Source organism: Mumia xiangluensis, from assembly GCF_010994095.1.
Classification (GTDB): Bacteria; Actinomycetota; Actinomycetes; order Propionibacteriales; family Nocardioidaceae; genus Mumia; species Mumia xiangluensis.
In genome coordinates this window covers 110,163-125,130 of sequence record NZ_WJYO01000007.1, presented here as the reverse complement: position 1 = coordinate 125,130, position 14,968 = coordinate 110,163, and the positions used below count along the sequence as shown (strand labels likewise).

Here is a 14,968-nt window from a genome sequence, read left to right as displayed (position 1 = left end):
TGGCCACGGCTGGACAAGCGGTACGCCGTCGCCACCGACGCGGTCTCGCGGAGCCGAGTCGGTGCACGGGACCGGCTCGGCTCCGTCACGCGTTCACATCTCCGCCGCGCCGGACCGGATCGCGTCGCGGATGCGCGAGTAGGTGCCACAGCGGCAGATGTTGCGGATCCCGTCGAGGTCCTCGTCGGTGATCGAACGGCCTTCGGCGGCGACCCGGCGTACGAGCGCGACCGCCGTCATGATCTGACCAGGCTGGCAGTAGCCGCACTGGGCAACGTCGCGTTCGATCCATGCCTCCTGCATGGGGTGGAGTGAGCGGCCGACCGTGTCAGGAAGGCCCTCGATCGTGGTGACCTCGTCGGTGGGGCCGATGTCCTTGACGGGGACGGCGCACGGATTGAAGGCCTTGCCGTTGAGGTGGCTCGTGCAGGCCTTGCAGACGTTGATGCCGCAGCCGTACTTGGGTCCGGTGACGCCGAGCAGGTCGCGCAGGACCCACAGCAGGCGCACGTCGTCGGCGACATCGACGGCGACCTGGCGACCGTTCAGCCGGAATGTGTGCTTGGGCACGGGATCTTCTCCTCGGTCAGCGGACGTGTTGCAGGCCGTCGGTAGGGGACTGCGGGATCGGCGGCACCGTGGGCTTCGGTTCGAACGACAGCACCCCGTGGTTGATGGGGAACGTCGTCGGCATCGTCCCGGTCGCCCTTCCGTACGCGCATGCCACGGCCGCCATCGACGCCGCGACGCCGAGCTCGCCTGCACCACCGGGGTCTCCGGTGGTCGGAGGCATGACGAAGATCTGCAGGTCGGGCGGCGTGTTCCACTGCCGGGTGTAGAAGTAGTTGTCCCAGCTCGCCTCGAGGAAGTGGCCGTCGCGGAGGTGGAGGCTCGAGGTCAGCGCGAGCGCGATGCCGTCCATCAGGCACCCCATCATCTGCGCCTCGAGACCGCGTGGGTTCACGGCGAGGCCGACGTCCGCGGCGATCACGGCCTTGGTGACCCGCGGTCCGGTCACCGCATCGCGGATCGTGCGGCCGACGGCCTCGGGGCGGCAGTCGAGCTCGACGAGGACGGCGCTCATGGAGCGGTACTCGTCGTGGAAGGCGATGCCTTGAGCGACCCCGGCCGGCAGTCGCCGACCCCAGCTGCCGGCTTCGGCGACCTTGTCGAGCACCGCCCGCGCTCGATCGCTGCGCAGGGAGCCCCGGCGGAACTGGTACGGGTCCTTCCGCATCCTGGAAGCGACGCGGTCGACGACCAGCTCCCGCGCGCACGTCATGTCGGGGGAGTAGACGTTGCGCATGCTGCCCGTGTTGAAGCCCTTGTCGGTCTCGTTCAGGACGCGGTTGCTGACCCCGAAGTCGTACGGCATCGTCTGGGACAGCTGGAAGAACGTCTCGGAGAATGCGAGGTCGCCGACGGGGATGCTCGCGGCCAGTGCCGTGATCATTTCGCCGAGGCCGTGGCCGAGGTCGGTGGCGACGCTCGTGTGCACCTGCTTGAAGCCCAGTACGGAGCTGCCGAGGTAGGTCGCCCTGACCCGCGAGAGTGCCATCGGGTGCGTGCGGCCCTGACGCGAGTCGTCCGCGCGATGCCACATGAGCTTGACCGGTTTGCCGATCTTCTTCGACACCTCGGCGGCCTCGAGCGCGGCGTCGAAGAAGAGCCGCCGCCCGAACGACCCACCGCCCTCGGTCACGTGGACGGTCACGGCGCTGACCGGGAGGCCGAGCTTTGCGGCGATCTTCTGCTTCGCGACGATCGGCGACTTCAGGGACGACCAGATCTCCGCGCGGCCACCGCTGACGTCGGCGATCGCGCAGTTGGTCTCGAGTGCGCTGTTGCTGCGGAAGTGGAAGGTGAACCGGGTGTCGACCGTGGGCGTCAGCGGCGGAAGCCCCATCGGTAGCTCGGCCCGCCGCAGCTCGGCGATGACGTCGTCGTCGGACTTGCCCTCGGCCGTGCCGGGCCCCCACGACACCTGAAGGGCCCGGACGGCGTCGATGCACTGGCCGAAGGTCTCGGCGCGCACCGCGACACCCGTCGCGATCGTGACGACGTCGGTGACGCCCGGCATCGCGCGGACGGTGGCGGCGTTCGCCACCGACCGGACGGTGCCGTTGATCGTCGGCGGGCGGCAGACCATCGTCGGCTTCGCGTCCGGGACCTGGAGGTCCATCGCGAAGGTCTTGCGCCCGGTGACCGCGGCGAGCGCATCCACGCGGTTGCGTGCCGTGCCGATGACCGTGAAGTCCTCGCGCCCCTTGAGCGTGACCCGGACCTCCTCCGTACGGGAGCTCGCTGCCTTCGCGGCCAGCTCGCCGATGTCGAGGCCGGTGTGCCCCGGAGCCGTGACGACACCGCCGCGCAGCGTGACGTCGGACCTCGCGACCCCGAGCTCGGCTGCCGCTGCCGCGAGCAGCCTCAGCCGGGCGATGGCCGCGGCGACCCGGATCGGGGTGAAGGTCGCGATGGTCGTGTTGGAGCCTCCGGTGAGCTGGTTGAACAGCAGCTCCGGCCGCGCGTCGGCAAGGGTCACCCGGAGGCGGTCCAGCGGGACGTCCATCTCCTCCGCGATCAGCATCGCGGTCGAGGTCGTGATGCCCTGGCCGACCTCGGCCCGCGGCAGCGCGAACGACACCGTGCCGTCGGTGTTGACGTTGACCGTGATCAGGTGCGAGGTCGGCAGGGCCGCGACCGTCATCAGGTCGTTGAGGTCGAGGAAGTCGGTCGGCTGCGGTGAGACGATGCCCTCCGCGCTGGGCGCGATGCTGAGCTTGGCGGCCGTCGTCAACGTCGTGGCAGCGAGCACGTAGCCGAGGAAGCGGCGGCGACCGAAGCCGCCGGCGGCCGGCGGGGGAAGGTCCTCGTCGGTCATGACGCGGGGAAGGTGCGGTTGCGGTCGGGGATCGAGATGACGGTCCCCTTGCCCTTGGTCAGGTAGAACATGAGGTACGCGCGGGCGATCTCGTCGATCGTCCACGCGAGCCGCGGCACCAGTGGCAGCTTGATGGCTCCTTCGCGGAGGGCGATGAAGGCGGGCCAGGCGGCGCGGATCGCGCCCTCCCACAGCGGCTCCCGGTCGATCCCGTCCCAGTCGGCGATCCTGTCACCGACGAGGAACCGGGCGAGGGCGTCGACGAGCGGTCGGCTGACGCTGAACGGGCTGGTCTGCTCCGCGAGCTGGCCGAGCAGGATGTCGGTGAGAATGACACCCTCGGGGGTCGGGCCGAGGACGGGCTCGAAGAGCTGCGTGTACTGGGTGTTGGCGGCGTCCCACGAGGACGGGATGTACTCGTCGGGGACGCCGAGCAGGTGGGCGGTCACCTGCCAGGAGTGGAGGTAGCCCTCGGACTCCTCGGTGGTGAGGCGTACGCGCCACTCCCGCAGCTTCTTCATCGTCCACGTGGGGAGGCTGTGCCAGGTGACCAGCACGTCGGCGATGCTGATCGGGATCTTCTGACCACCGCTCGTGCCCTCCCAGTGCGGAGACTGGGGGAGGAGATGGCGTACGGAGGCGTGCACCATCCGGGTCTTGACGGCCTGCACGATGCAGTCGCCGTCGGGCTCGTACGCGTTGAGGTCGCCGACCGAGAACCCGAGGATGCTCGTCTTCGCGACGCGGTCCTCCATGTCGGCGCCGCCCTTGGAGTAGTAGACGGCGCGTGCCTCCCTGGGGATCGCCGTGCTCAGCATGCCGCCGCCGGGGCCGTTGCAGAGGTTGAGCAGGATGCCGCGCGACTCGTTGAATCGGGCGGCGGCGCGCAGCTTGCCGTGGTCTGCCCAGTCCGGCAGCTGCCGGGCGCGCTCCATCCACGCGCGGACGTCGGCCGGGAGCCCGGACGGGACGGGCTGGTCGTTGCGGGACCACCCCGCCAGGTGCTGGTTGACGAGAGGGACGTCGCCGCGGTCGATCACCGCCGCCATGAGGGCGTCGACCTCCTCGTCCCACACCCACTGGGGGTCGATGCCGCGACCCGAGCCGGCGAGCGAGCTGGTCGCCGCCCACGTCCACGCGGGTCGGGCTGCCGCCGGCGCCATCCCTCCGAGCGCCCCGGCCGCGCCGAGCGCACCGCCGGCGATCAGGACCTTGCGTCTGCTGACCTCGTTCATGATCTGTCCTCCTCGCTGCGTGGGCGTCTCAGGACGCCGAGCTCGGGTAGTTCGGGTTGTTCATCGTCGGGATGTCGATGTTGATCGTCTGGCCGGGCTCGAGGTAGAAGAGCGCGAACTTCCGGATCAGCTCCTCGAACACGAAGTAGATCGACGGCACCCCGAGCAGAGGGAGACCGAGCTCGCGCAGCCGGACGAACGGGATCCAGGCCGCGGCGACCGTGGCGTCGAGGATGGGGTTGCGGTCGATCCCCAGCCAGTCCGTGACCTGGTCGCCGAGCATGTATCGGGTGACCGACTCGAACGCTGGCTTGGTCACCAGGGTGAAGTCGATGCGGTCGCCCAGGTTCACCAGCATCTCCGCGAGCTTGACGCCTTCGGGCGTCGGTCCGAGCAGCGGCACCAGCACCTGCTCACGCTGGGCGAGCGCCTCGTCCCAGGATGCGGGGATGTACTCGTCGAGGACGCCGAGCATCGACGCGGTCACCTGCCAGATGTGGAGGTAGGCGTCAGCCTCGGCCTTGGGGATGCGGATGTTCCACTCCCGGAGCTTCTGCCAGACCGACGACGCGAGGCTGTGCCACGTCACCATGATGTCGAACTGGCTGATCGGGATGTCTTCGTCGGCCGAGGCCACCCAGTGCGGGGACTGGGGGAGCAGGTGACGGACGGCGGCGTGCGTGAGCCTGGTCTTCACACAGGTCACGATCATCTCGCCGTCCGGCCGGTACGCGTGGTAGTCGCCGATGTCGTACCCGAGCTTCGCCGTCTTCGCGATGCGGTCCGTGAGGTCCGCGCCGCCCTTCGAGTAGTAGACAGCGCGCGCCTCGCGCGGGATCGCGGCGCTCATCATGCCGCTGTTCATGCCGTACAGGACGCCGAGGTAGAGCCCGCGCTTCCTGGTGAACTGGTACGCGAGGTCGAGCTTCGCCTGGTCCGCCCACGCCGGGAGCCTGCGGGTCTGGTTGACGAGCGCCGCGACGTCGGAGGGGAGGCCGGACGGGACGGTCTGACCGTTCTTCGTCCACGAACGGAGCACGTCGTTCACGGCGGGGACACCGCCGCGGTCGAGGAGCGAGGCGAGCACGGGATCCGCCAGGTCGTCCCACACGTAGCGCGGGTCGCGACCGGTGCCGGTTCCCGCGATCGAGCCCGTGGACGACCACGTCCATGCTCGGGCGGGGGCGGCGGCCGCGAAGGCGCCCAGCGCGCCGAGGGCTCCGCCAGCCCTGATGAGGTTTCGTCTGCTGAGCTCTGACATGTCCACACTCCCCGTCGAGTCGCGTGCCGCGAGCGGCCTTCAGCGCATCGTAGGGCTAATATCGGCAGCATGACAATAACAACTGGCAACTTGCCAATAAGCCCTCGCGGTCGTGCGGGTCCGGCCATCCGACAGTCGGACGTGCCTGGCTCCGGCAAGATGACAGGCATGGACACACCGCGTCGCCGCCTCCCTCCGGACGAGCGACGCGACCTGATCGTCTCCGCCGCGAGCCGCGTCTTCGCGGAGCGCCCGTACGACGAGGTGTCGACCAGCGAGCTCGCGCAGGCGTGCGGCATCAGCAGAGGTCTGCTGAGCCACTACTTCCCGACGAAGAGAGACCTCTACCTCGCGGTGATCGGCCGGCTGCTCGGCGCGCCGCGCCTCCCGACGCCGGCGTTCGTCGAAGGCGCGACCGCGGAGGACCGCATCGAGGAGGCGGTGCACGAGTGGGTCGTCATGGTCTCCCGCAGTCGCGAGACCTGGCTCGCCGCATCGGGCTTCCTGGGGGCGTCGCGTGACGGCGAGATCGAGCGACTGCTCAACGAGTACGTCGAGAGCATGACCGACCAGATCTGCGAGATCGCCGGCCTCCACGCCGTCCGAGAGGATCCCGCCGTCCGCATCGCGCTGCACGGCTACTCGGCGTACGCGACCGTCGTCACCCGGCGCTGGCTGACCGGCGCCGAGGTCACGCGCGAGCAGGCCGAGGGGCTCCTGAGCGGAGCGCTCGTCACGCTCGTGCGCCAGACCATCCCGCGCGTGCTCGCGTGAGTCCTAGGTCGTGCCGTCCCAGGGTTGCGTGGCTGCTCGGTTCGCCGATGCGAGACGGTCTCGGATGGCGCGGCGCGCCTGGTCGTACGCGGGCTCGCCGCGGCCCAGCAGCGAGTCGAGGTTCGCGCCGTCGAGGAAGGCGTTGAGCTCGAAGGCGAGCTGGGGCAGAGCCTCGGTGCCGGCGAGCTCGCCCAGGGACTGCGCCTCGGCGAGTGACTGCTCGATCAGCTCGAGCCACTCGTGGCGGGACGCGGTGAGCGCGTCGCGGACCTCGCCGTCGCGGGCGGCGTACTCGTAGCTCGTCCTCGCGAAGAAGCATCCGCCCGGGAAGACGCGTCCACGGGAGTAGTCGATCCACGCGGCGACCAGTGCCCACACCCGTCCCAGACCCGGCGGCGTCTCGAGTGCCGGGGTGACGACCGTGTCGATGTAGATGCGCTTGGCGGCGCGGATCGTGGCCAGCTGGAGCTCCTCCTTCGCGCCGAAGAGGGCGAAGAGGCCGCTCTTGCTCATCGACAGCTCGGTCGCGAGGCGCCCGATCGACAGTCCGTCGAGGCCCTCCACCGAGGCGACGTCGACGGCACGACGAAGCACGGCTCGTCGCGTCGCGTTGCCGCGCCGTACGCGTCCGTCGGGGTGCTCGTCCAGCATCTCGGTGTCCATGACGTCCCCGAACTTACCGCACGACCGTGCGCCAAACAAATGGTACGATCGTTCGTATTGTATTCGCGAGGGGGATCCGATGACGTCCACGCTCCAGGCGATGCCGGTCGGCGCACCGCCACAACCACTCACGACGCGACTCGCGGGACGTGCCCTCGGCGGGCTCGCCCGGGTCGCGCCCGACTCCGCGGCACGCGCCGGCTTCGAGCTGTGGCGCCGCCCGCTCCGGCGAGGCCCGGTCCGACAGCACGAGCAGGTCGTCCATCGCGCAGCGCGCGTGTCGAGCCTGCCGTGGCGTGGGCGTCGCGTCGCCCTGTACGAGTGGGGCGACGGCGCGAGGCCCGTCCTGCTCGTGCACGGCTGGAGGTCCCGGGCGTCACGCTTCGCATCGATCATCGACCGCTTGGTCGCGCACGGCTTCAGTGCTGTCTCGTACGACGCCCTCGGGCACGGAGCCACGCGCGGCGGCGCCGGCACGATCCTCGACCACGAGGCGATCATCCGAGCCGTGGTGGACCGGAGCGAGCCGTTCGAGGGCGTGGTCGCGCACTCGCTCGGCGCCCCGATCGCGTTCCACGCGCTCCGACACGGGCTGGCTGCGCGTCGCGTCGTCGCGATCAACGGCGTGGGGGACTTCGGCTATCTCGTCGACGCGTTCTGCGCGGCGCTCGGTCTCGGGGCGGAGGTCAACGTACGCCTGCGCCGGACTATCGAGCAGCGGCTGTTCGACGGCGCACCCGACATCTGGGACCGCTTCTCGGTCGGTGACGGTCCCGCGGACGAGCTCCTCGTCGTCCAGGACCGGCTCGACGACGTCGTGCACCCGAGCCAGGCCGACCTGATCGTTGCGGCGCACGGCGCGCGCAGTCAGAGGCTCGACACGATCGGCCTCGGCCACAGCGCGCTCCTGAGCGACCCGCACGTCCTCGACGCCGTCGTGGACTTCCTCGCCGCAGGAGCACGGCCATGACCATGCTCCAGTCGCGCCCTTGGTCGCCCCCGCCCGTCGTCCGCCCGGAGTCCGAACCCCCCGCCCCTGAGCGGACGGACATCCGTCCAGGATCTGCCCAGGATCTCGAGGCGATGACGACGTTCCTGTCCGGGCTGTCGGCAGAGACGCTCTACAAACGGTTCCTCACCGGGCTCGGCCAGGTGATGCCGCCCGGCCTGCCGAGACAGCTCCTGGTCCCCGGCGCGACGGGTGGATCCCTGCTGGCGGTCCGCGGCGCCGCCGTCATCGGGCACGCGATGTGGGCGCCGGTCCCGACCGCTGACGATCCGTCGGGTGCGTCGACGGTCGAGATCGCGCTGGTCGTCGCCGACGACCACCAGGGGCAAGGTCTCGGGTCGCGCCTGGTCGACGCGCTCGTCGACGACGTGTCGGGTCACGGCTTCGCACACGTCCACGCCGTGGTCAGCGCTGAGAACCACGTCGTACGGCGCATGATCACGAGGCGGGTGAGCGATGCGCGCTACGGCCGCGACGGTGCGTTGATCACGGTCACGGCCGATGCCCGATCGCTGGCGCCACGGAGGTCCTGGCCTCGCGGCGCGTCCACGGCCAGGTGAGCAGCGCCCACACCGCGGCGACGATCGCGATCTCGAGGACGACGTACGCCGGCCACGGTCCGAGGTAGTCGAGGAGCGAGGCGCCGTTCGGCTTGCCGTTGAGGTAGCCGTAGTTGACGTCGGCGATCGCGTTGTAGGTGAAGGCGAGCACGGCCCAGACGAGCGTGATGACGACCGTACGGCGGTAGGTCGCCCACGTCGGCCAGACCCCGAGCCCGACCACGAGGTAGAGCGCTGCCCAGACGATGAGGATGTGCATCGCCCAGAACATGAGGAACCGCGGCTCGGGCCACGGCGTGGCGAGGTCGGGTGTGAGCATGCCCTGGGTGGTGAGCGTGATGCCCCACAGGTACGTCACGGTCGACGTGAGGCGTGAGCGCGTCCAGAGGGCGTGAACGGCGAAGACCCACGCGAGGTCGCAGAGCTGGAAGGGAAGTGACGTCCTCGGGTTCCACTCGTCAGGGAGGAACTGCATGACCTGGAGCGGGATCGTGACCGCGCAGATCCCGAGTGCGAGCGCGCGGCTCACCGGCGTCTCGGCCGCAGTGCCCCGGACACGCCAGCCGATCCACACGACGGCAGCGAGGCCGATCGCGAAGGCGCACAGCACTGCGAGGTGCTGCGAGCCGAACGTCTCGAAACGGCCGTCGGCGGCCACGCTCACCATGACGTCAGGCTAGTGCCGTCGAGGGTCTCGCCGACCTCTAGCATCGCGAGGGTGAAGACGGGAAACGAAGCATCGGCGGTCAGTCGGACGGATCGGGTGGATCGGGGACTGCGGCGCCCGGGCGACCCACGGGTCTGGGGGACGATCGTCGGCGCCATCGGCGCGAGCGTGTTCGTCCACGCCAATCGCGTCGAGCTGGCGCACACCGCGTCCCTGGTCGCTGTGGTGCTGTGGGCGGCCGCTCTCGCGACGTACGTCTGGGCGGTCTTCCTCGTGGAGCGCCGCTTCCCTGATCCCCAGCAGGTGTCTCGGAGCGCGGGCTGGGTCTACCTGGCCAGCGTCGCCGGCATGCTCGTCGTGGTCCAGGTGGGGCGAGCGGCGCTCGACGCAGGCGACGCCGTAGACGTTCTGCCCGGGGTCATCGTGCTCGCCGTCGGCCTGCACTTCCTGCCGTTTGCGAGGGCCTTCCAGACGCCCCTGTTCACCCGGCTCGGACTGACGATGTCGGTGCTCGGCGCGGTGGCTGTGGCCCTCGGCCTGCTGTGGACGCCGACGGCCACGGCGGCGATCGCGGTGCTCACCGGACTGGTCATGCTCCTCGCCATCGCCGAGGACGCCCTCCGGGACCGGCGCTCGTCGGTGAGACGGTCCTGGCGCTCGCCCGCACCGCTGTGATGATGAAGCTTCCAGCGAGCGACAAGGAACTGGTTGATGCGTGCGATCGTCGTGAACCGCCATGGCGGGCCCGAGGTGTTCGAGGTCGTCGAGAGGGACAGGCCGACGCCCGCGAGCGGTGAGGTCCTGGTCGAGCTCTCCGTGTCGGGGGTGAACTACCTGGACGCCTACCAGCGCAACGGCACCACGCCGGTCGCCGCCCCGTATGTCGCCGGGGTCGAGGGCGTCGGTGTTGTCGCCGAGGTCGGCGACGCCGTGAGCGGTGTCGACGTCGGCCAGCGCGTGGGATGGCTGACCGGTGGCAAGGGCAGCTTCGCCGACTTCGCGGTCGTCGACGCCGGCACGGTGGTGCCGGTCCCGGACGGGCTCGACGACGAGTTCGCGGCGGCGGTGCTGATGCAGGGGGTGACGGCGCACTACCTCGCCACCGACGCGTACGCAATCGCCGCCGGCGACACGGTCCTGGTGCATGCCGCGGCGGGTGGCGTCGGGCAGATGCTCACCCAGGTCGCGAAGCTTCGCGGTGCGCGGGTGATCGGCACGGTCTCGACCGAGGCGAAGGCCGAGGCCGCGCGCGCCGCCGGCGCCGACCACGCGATCGCGTACGACGGGTTCGCCGAGACGGTCGCCGACCTGACCGACGGTGTCGGCGTCGCCGCGGTGTACGACGGCGTGGGAGCGGCGACCGTCGACGGCAGCATCGCCTCGCTGGCGGTGCGCGGGACGTACGTCGTGTACGGGGCGGCGAGCGGACCGGTCCCGCCGCTGGAGCTGACGCGGCTGGCGGCGGGCGGGTCCCTGTACGTGACCCGCCCGACCGTCCTCCACTACACACGTACGCCTGAGGAGCTGCGCGGCCGCACCGACGAGCTGTTCGCGTGGGTCCGCGCCGGCGACCTCCGGGTCACGATCGGCGGTCGCTACCCGATCGCCCGGGTCGCCGACGCGTTCACCGCGCTCGAGTCCCGTCAGACCGAGGGCAAGGTGCTCCTCACGCACTGAGGCGCGTCGGTCAGGAACGCGTCGCCACGTGGAGTCCGATGGCGTACGCACCCGTCGTGCCGGCGACCGGCGAGTAGGTCGTCGTCGTGTAGTACTGGTGCGGCGCGACGCCCGCGCTCGCGACCGCGTTCGTGCCGTCGTTGGCGCAGATCAGGTCGCCGGTGTTGCAGACGTTGTAGACGAAGAGTCCCGCCGGCCAGGAGCTCCGCTTGCCCCACACGCCGCCTCGGGAGGCAGAGTTGTTGCTGACCTTCCCCCGGAGCGCCGAGTTGAACATCGGGTCGCCGATCAGGCCGATGCCCTGCAGCCGCGACAGCTGGGTGGACGAGAGGCCGACGACGACGTCGCCGACGATGTGCGCGCCCTGGGAGTAGCCGACCAGCGCGATCTTCGTCGACGGGCACCCGTTCACGTACGCGGTGATCTTGGCCTTCAGGGCCGTCCGGCCACTGCTCATCGAAGCGAGGTAGTTGAACGACGCCGGGTACGACACGTAGTCGCTCTGGACGTTCGCCGCACCCTTCTTCTGGGTGAACGCGAGCTGTGCGGTCGGCAGCCTCGTACCCATCGATGCCTGTTGGCCGTCCTCGGTGCCACGGACACCGATGAACGTGAACGGCTTGCAGGTGACTGCACTGGCGGGTGCGGTGGCGGCAACGGTGCCGGCCGCCATCAGCGTGGCCGTCGCGGCCCCGACGAGTGTGCGGCGGACGTTCCTCGATCCGATCATGTCGGCTTTCCTCTCCCGAAGGCCCACGCCCGTGTGGACCGGTCGACCTCACCCTGGCGTCGAACACGGCGGCGCGTAACCCCCGGAAACGGGGGGTCGGCGCAGCGGGCGGCTACGGTGAACGAAGCCACCGACGAGGAGCAGCCATGCGGATCTGTGCCACCTGCGGCGTCGAGTTCAGCGAGCCCCTTCCCGAGGTCTGCCCGATCTGCGAGGACGAGCGCCAATGGGTGCCGGCAGACGGGCAGCGCTGGACCACGACGGACGAGCTGAGCGCTGCGGGCCAGCAGCTGGTCTGGACCGACCGCGAGCCGCGACGAGCGGAGATCCGGACGAAGCCGGCGGTCGGGATCGGTCAGACCGCGCAGCTGGTGACGACGGACCGCGGGTCGTTGCTGTGGGATCCGCCCGGCTACCACGACGAGGCGACCGCTCGTCGGATCCTCGAGCGCGGTCCCGTCCTGGCCGTCGCGGCGAGCCATCCGCACATGTTCGGAGTGCAGACCGCGTGGGGCGACGTGCTGGATGCGCCCGTCCTCGTGTGCGCGTCGGACGCCGAGTGGGTCGGTCGAAGCACGCCGCGCGTCCAGCTGTGGGAGGACGTGCACGAGCTCGCGCCCGGGCTGACCCTGCACCGCATCGGCGGTCACTTCGTCGGTGCTGCCGTCGCGCACTGGGCCGACGACGAGACCGGGCGCGGCCTCCTGCTCAGCGGTGACACCGTCTTCCCGAACCCCGACCGGCGGTCGTTGGGCTTCATGCGCAGCTATCCGAACAAGATCCCGCTGTCGGCGGCCGTCGTCCAGGCGATCGCAGACCGGCTCGCGCCGCTCGACTTCGATCGCATCGTCGGCAACTTCGGCAACCTGATCGACGGGGACGCGAAGGCCGTGCTCGAGTTCTCCGCCGCCCGCCACATCGCGTGGGTGCGCGGAGACCACGACGGCGAGACCGGGATCGGGGCTGGTCGCTAGCGCCGCATCACGAAACCGCCGCCGGTCACGACGCTCAGCGGCGGGACGTCGTGCGCGACGACCGTGCCCGCACCGACGACCGAACCGTGACCGATCGTCACACCGGGCACGACGGTCGCCGCTGCTCCGATCCAGACGTCGTCCTCGATGACGATGGGCGCGTGCGTGATGAAGTCGAACCGCTCGGCGACGGCGACCGGATGCCCGGCCGTGGAGAGCGTGACACCCGGCCCGATGAGGACCCGGTCACCGACGGTGATGCCTCCGAGGTCGAGGAAGGAGCAGCCCTGGTTGACTAAGACGCGCTCGCCGAACTCGGTCCCGAGGCCGTAGTCGCAGAAGAACGGCGGATAGATCGTCAGCGACTCCGGGAGGGGTTTGCCGAAGATCTCGCTGAGCAGAAGGTTGCGGCCGTCGACGTCGCTGTGCCGCAGGGCGTTCAGGCGCGAGGTCAGGTCCATGACGACCTGCACGCGCTCGGCGAAGGCACGCGACTCGGGGGTTCTCGTGGGCATGCGGCGCTCCTCGAACATGGGCCCGATGCTGGCACAGGGGTCTGACGCAGGACGCAAGCCGTTCCTTCGCCGTACGCCCTTCCCAACGGGTGCGCACCAGGTCTAGGGTGCGTGTGACGCTCGTCACACGCAAAGTGGCCCCCCGGAGGCGAAATGTTTGCTTGGACTGCATCCACCCCTCACCGCACGCGGACGCCGCTCCGTCTGCTGGTCTTCATCGTGGCGCTGGCACTTGCCGCGGCGTTCGGGCCGCCGGCCGCCACCGCCAGCGATCCGGGCCACTCCGGCGACGCGCCGTACCGGGGCAAGGTGATCTCCAAGCTGCGCCACATGACGGTGGAGCAGAAGGTCGGCCAGCTCTTCGTCATCGAGGTGGCGGGTCGCGACGCCAACACCGTGAGCGACACTGCGAAGGCCACCAACCAGCGGTTGTACGGCGTCGACACGCCCGCGCAGGCGATCGCGAAGTACCAGCCTGGTGGAGTCATCTACTACACGACGCGCAACAACGACGACAACATCGGCACCCCTGCCCAGGTGGCGACCCTGTCCAACGGGCTGCAGACCGCCGCGCTCGCTCAGCCCGGTCGTATCCCGCTGCAGGTCTCGGTCGACCAGGAGGGCGGCGCCCTCGTGGCCCGCTTCGGTGCCCCCGCGACGCAGATGCCCGGCAACATGGCGCTCGGCGCAGGACGCTCGGAGGCGGATGCCACGCGCTCGGCGGAGGTCATCGGCACCGAGCTGGATGCGGTCGGCGTGACGCAGGACTACGCACCGGTGTCGGACGTCAACGTCAACCCGAACAACCCGGTGATCGGGATCCGGTCCATCGGCTCCGACCCGGCGCTCGTGTCCGACCTCGCTGCGGCGCAGGTCCGGGGTTTCCACGCCGGCGGGGTCTCGGCGGTCGCGAAGCACTTCCCGGGCCACGGTGACACCGGCACGGACAGCCACTTCGGTCTGCCCGAGGTGACCCACACCCGCGCCCAGCTCGAGGCGATCGACCTGCCGCCGTTCCGCGCGGCGATCGCCGCTGGCGTGGACACGATCATGACCGCGCACGTCGTGCTGCCGGCGATCGACCCGGGCGTGCCGGCGACCATGTCCCACAAGATCCTGACGGGGCTGCTCCGCGACGAGCTCGACTTCGACGGCCTGATCGTCACCGACGCCCTCGACATGGCGGGTGCCACGGCGACGTACCCGCCGAACGTCGCGCCGGTCCAGGCCTTCCTCGCGGGCTCCGACCAGCTGCTGGTCCCGCCGCAGATGGACACCGCGTACGCTGCCGTGCTCGCGGCGGTCGAGGACGGCACGATCAGCAAGAAGCGGCTCGACGAGTCGGTCTACCGGATCCTGATGCACAAGCACAAGCGAGGGATCTTCAAGGACCCGTACGTCGATCCCGCCGCTGCGACGCAGATCGTCGGTGCGCCCCAGCACCTGGCCGACGCCCAGGCGATCACCAACCGGACGACGACGCTCGTCAAGAACGACGCGGGGCTGCTCCCGCTCGCTCCGGGCGCCCGCAAGGTCCTGGTCGCCGGGTGGGGTGTCGGCACCACGCAGTCGATGGCTTCCGCGCTCACCGCTCGCGGCGCGACGACACAGGTCCTCGAGTCCGGGACGACGCCGTCCGCGACCGCGATCGCCAATGCTGTGGCGGCCGCCCAGACGGCCGACCTCGTGCTGGTGTCGACGAACAACGCGTACGCCGTCAGCGCGGCCACCGGTCTGCCGACCGCGGCCGCGACGGCGCAGACCGCGCTGGTGCGGGCCTTGCTCGCGACCGGGAAGCCGGTCGTGGTCGCGGCGATGCGCAACCCGTACGACGTCGCGTCGTTCCCCGAGGCGGCGACCGTGCTCGACACCTTCGGCTACACGACACACCAGATCGAGGCGCTGGTGCGGGTGATGTACGGCGAGGTGGACCCGACGGGCAAGCTGCCGGTGTCGATCCCGCGCGCGGACGGCACGGGCGAGCTGTTCCCGTTCGGCCACGGGCTCGGCTTCTGATGTCCG

The 14,968-nt window shown here is 70.3% G+C and carries 15 protein-coding genes; 7 read left to right on the top strand and 8 right to left on the bottom strand.

Annotated elements, in window-relative coordinates:
• Nucleotides 1-93: 93 nt before the first annotated feature.
• From GH747_RS20385 to GH747_RS20370, 4 genes are read right to left on the bottom strand one after another with little or no spacing between them, the layout of a single operon-like run.
• Nucleotides 94-570 carry a (2Fe-2S)-binding protein gene (locus tag GH747_RS20385; RefSeq protein ID WP_149771478.1) on the bottom strand — a complete coding sequence of 159 codons (477 nt, stop codon included), beginning with the start codon at nt 568-570 and terminating at the stop codon, nt 94-96.
• A gap of 16 nt (nt 571-586) precedes the next feature.
• Nucleotides 587-2,881 (bottom strand): molybdopterin cofactor-binding domain-containing protein, encoded by a 2,295-nt coding sequence (locus tag GH747_RS20380; protein ID WP_149771477.1) that lies wholly within the window; start codon nt 2,879-2,881, stop codon nt 587-589.
• Nucleotides 2,878-4,116 carry an oxygenase MpaB family protein gene (locus tag GH747_RS20375; RefSeq protein ID WP_149771476.1) on the bottom strand — a complete coding sequence of 413 codons (1,239 nt, stop codon included), beginning with the start codon at nt 4,114-4,116 and terminating at the stop codon, nt 2,878-2,880. The genes GH747_RS20380 and GH747_RS20375 overlap by 4 nt, the downstream gene beginning before the upstream one ends.
• 28 nt (nt 4,117-4,144) lie before the next feature.
• Nucleotides 4,145-5,377: an oxygenase MpaB family protein gene (locus GH747_RS20370; protein WP_149771475.1), complete on the bottom strand. Its 1,233-nt coding sequence runs from the start codon at nt 5,375-5,377 to the stop codon at nt 4,145-4,147.
• A gap of 168 nt (nt 5,378-5,545) precedes the next feature.
• Here GH747_RS20370 and GH747_RS20365 point away from each other — a divergent pair, with 168 nt between their 5' ends.
• Nucleotides 5,546-6,151: a TetR/AcrR family transcriptional regulator gene (locus tag GH747_RS20365; RefSeq protein ID WP_163695838.1), complete on the top strand. Its 606-nt coding sequence runs from the start codon at nt 5,546-5,548 to the stop codon at nt 6,149-6,151.
• 3 nt (nt 6,152-6,154) lie between these two features.
• On the opposite strand, the gene GH747_RS20360 is transcribed toward GH747_RS20365, so the two are convergent.
• A complete protein-coding gene (locus GH747_RS20360) occupies nt 6,155-6,814 on the bottom strand; it encodes a TetR/AcrR family transcriptional regulator (protein ID WP_228553023.1) in 660 nt (219 codons plus the stop codon).
• 79 nt (nt 6,815-6,893) lie between these two features.
• Between GH747_RS20360 and GH747_RS20355 the strand changes: the two genes are divergently transcribed.
• Together GH747_RS20355 and GH747_RS20350 are read left to right on the top strand one after the other, a co-directional pair.
• Nucleotides 6,894-7,784: an alpha/beta fold hydrolase gene (locus GH747_RS20355; protein ID WP_205603046.1), complete on the top strand. Its 891-nt coding sequence runs from the start codon at nt 6,894-6,896 to the stop codon at nt 7,782-7,784.
• The gene (locus GH747_RS20350) at nt 7,781-8,383 is read left to right on the top strand and encodes a GNAT family N-acetyltransferase (protein ID WP_149771473.1); all 603 of its coding nucleotides are present in this window, start codon (nt 7,781-7,783) and stop codon (nt 8,381-8,383) included. Before GH747_RS20355 ends, GH747_RS20350 begins: the two co-directional genes overlap by 4 nt.
• On the opposite strand, the gene GH747_RS20345 is transcribed toward GH747_RS20350, so the two are convergent.
• On the bottom strand, nt 8,316-9,050 hold the full coding sequence (locus GH747_RS20345) for a YwaF family protein (RefSeq protein WP_149771472.1): 735 nt from the start codon (nt 9,048-9,050) through the stop codon (nt 8,316-8,318). The genes GH747_RS20350 and GH747_RS20345 overlap by 68 nt on opposite strands.
• Before the next feature lie 96 nt (nt 9,051-9,146).
• On the opposite strand from GH747_RS20345, the gene GH747_RS20340 reads away from it, so the two are divergent.
• Nucleotides 9,147-9,725: a hypothetical protein gene (locus GH747_RS20340; protein ID WP_149771471.1), complete on the top strand. Its 579-nt coding sequence runs from the start codon at nt 9,147-9,149 to the stop codon at nt 9,723-9,725.
• Nucleotides 9,726-9,761: 36 nt separating this feature from the next.
• Nucleotides 9,762-10,727, top strand: coding sequence for a quinone oxidoreductase family protein (locus tag GH747_RS20335; RefSeq protein WP_149771470.1), 966 nt, complete (start codon nt 9,762-9,764; stop codon nt 10,725-10,727).
• Nucleotides 10,728-10,737: 10 nt separating this feature from the next.
• Here the strand turns inward: GH747_RS20335 and GH747_RS20330 are convergent, their stop codons facing one another.
• Nucleotides 10,738-11,457, bottom strand: a complete 720-nt coding sequence (locus GH747_RS20330; protein WP_149771469.1) for a cutinase family protein — start codon at nt 11,455-11,457, stop codon at nt 10,738-10,740.
• 146 nt (nt 11,458-11,603) lie between these two features.
• Here GH747_RS20330 and GH747_RS20325 point away from each other — a divergent pair, with 146 nt between their 5' ends.
• Nucleotides 11,604-12,431, top strand: coding sequence for an MBL fold metallo-hydrolase (locus GH747_RS20325; RefSeq protein ID WP_149771468.1), 828 nt, complete (start codon nt 11,604-11,606; stop codon nt 12,429-12,431).
• On the opposite strand, the gene GH747_RS20320 is transcribed toward GH747_RS20325, so the two are convergent.
• On the bottom strand, nt 12,428-12,946 hold the full coding sequence (locus GH747_RS20320) for a sugar O-acetyltransferase (protein ID WP_163695836.1): 519 nt from the start codon (nt 12,944-12,946) through the stop codon (nt 12,428-12,430). The genes GH747_RS20325 and GH747_RS20320 overlap by 4 nt on opposite strands.
• A gap of 153 nt (nt 12,947-13,099) precedes the next feature.
• On the opposite strand from GH747_RS20320, the gene GH747_RS20315 reads away from it, so the two are divergent.
• Nucleotides 13,100-14,962 carry a glycoside hydrolase family 3 protein gene (locus GH747_RS20315; RefSeq protein ID WP_149771466.1) on the top strand — a complete coding sequence of 621 codons (1,863 nt, stop codon included), beginning with the start codon at nt 13,100-13,102 and terminating at the stop codon, nt 14,960-14,962.
• Nucleotides 14,963-14,968 lie beyond the last annotated feature (6 nt).

What these genes read in the sequence shown, in the direction of transcription:
- GH747_RS20335 (WP_149771470.1), top strand. Translation starts at nt 9,762, where the DNA reads ATGCGTGCGATCGTCGTGAACCGCCATGGCGGGCCCGAGGTGTTCGAG.
- GH747_RS20315 (WP_149771466.1), top strand. Translation starts at nt 13,100, where the DNA reads ATGTTTGCTTGGACTGCATCCACCCCTCACCGCACGCGGACGCCGCTC.
- GH747_RS20365 (WP_163695838.1), top strand. Translation starts at nt 5,546, where the DNA reads ATGGACACACCGCGTCGCCGCCTCCCTCCGGACGAGCGACGCGACCTG.
- GH747_RS20355 (WP_205603046.1), top strand. Translation starts at nt 6,894, where the DNA reads ATGACGTCCACGCTCCAGGCGATGCCGGTCGGCGCACCGCCACAACCA.
- GH747_RS20325 (WP_149771468.1), top strand. Translation starts at nt 11,604, where the DNA reads ATGCGGATCTGTGCCACCTGCGGCGTCGAGTTCAGCGAGCCCCTTCCC.
- GH747_RS20380 (WP_149771477.1), bottom strand. Translation starts at nt 2,881, where the DNA reads ATGACCGACGAGGACCTTCCCCCGCCGGCCGCCGGCGGCTTCGGTCGC.
- GH747_RS20350 (WP_149771473.1), top strand. Translation starts at nt 7,781, where the DNA reads ATGACCATGCTCCAGTCGCGCCCTTGGTCGCCCCCGCCCGTCGTCCGC.
- GH747_RS20370 (WP_149771475.1), bottom strand. Translation starts at nt 5,377, where the DNA reads ATGTCAGAGCTCAGCAGACGAAACCTCATCAGGGCTGGCGGAGCCCTC.
- GH747_RS20345 (WP_149771472.1), bottom strand. Translation starts at nt 9,050, where the DNA reads ATGGTGAGCGTGGCCGCCGACGGCCGTTTCGAGACGTTCGGCTCGCAG.
- GH747_RS20375 (WP_149771476.1), bottom strand. Translation starts at nt 4,116, where the DNA reads ATGAACGAGGTCAGCAGACGCAAGGTCCTGATCGCCGGCGGTGCGCTC.
- GH747_RS20330 (WP_149771469.1), bottom strand. Translation starts at nt 11,457, where the DNA reads ATGATCGGATCGAGGAACGTCCGCCGCACACTCGTCGGGGCCGCGACG.
- GH747_RS20320 (WP_163695836.1), bottom strand. Translation starts at nt 12,946, where the DNA reads ATGCCCACGAGAACCCCCGAGTCGCGTGCCTTCGCCGAGCGCGTGCAG.
- GH747_RS20360 (WP_228553023.1), bottom strand. Translation starts at nt 6,814, where the DNA reads ATGGACACCGAGATGCTGGACGAGCACCCCGACGGACGCGTACGGCGC.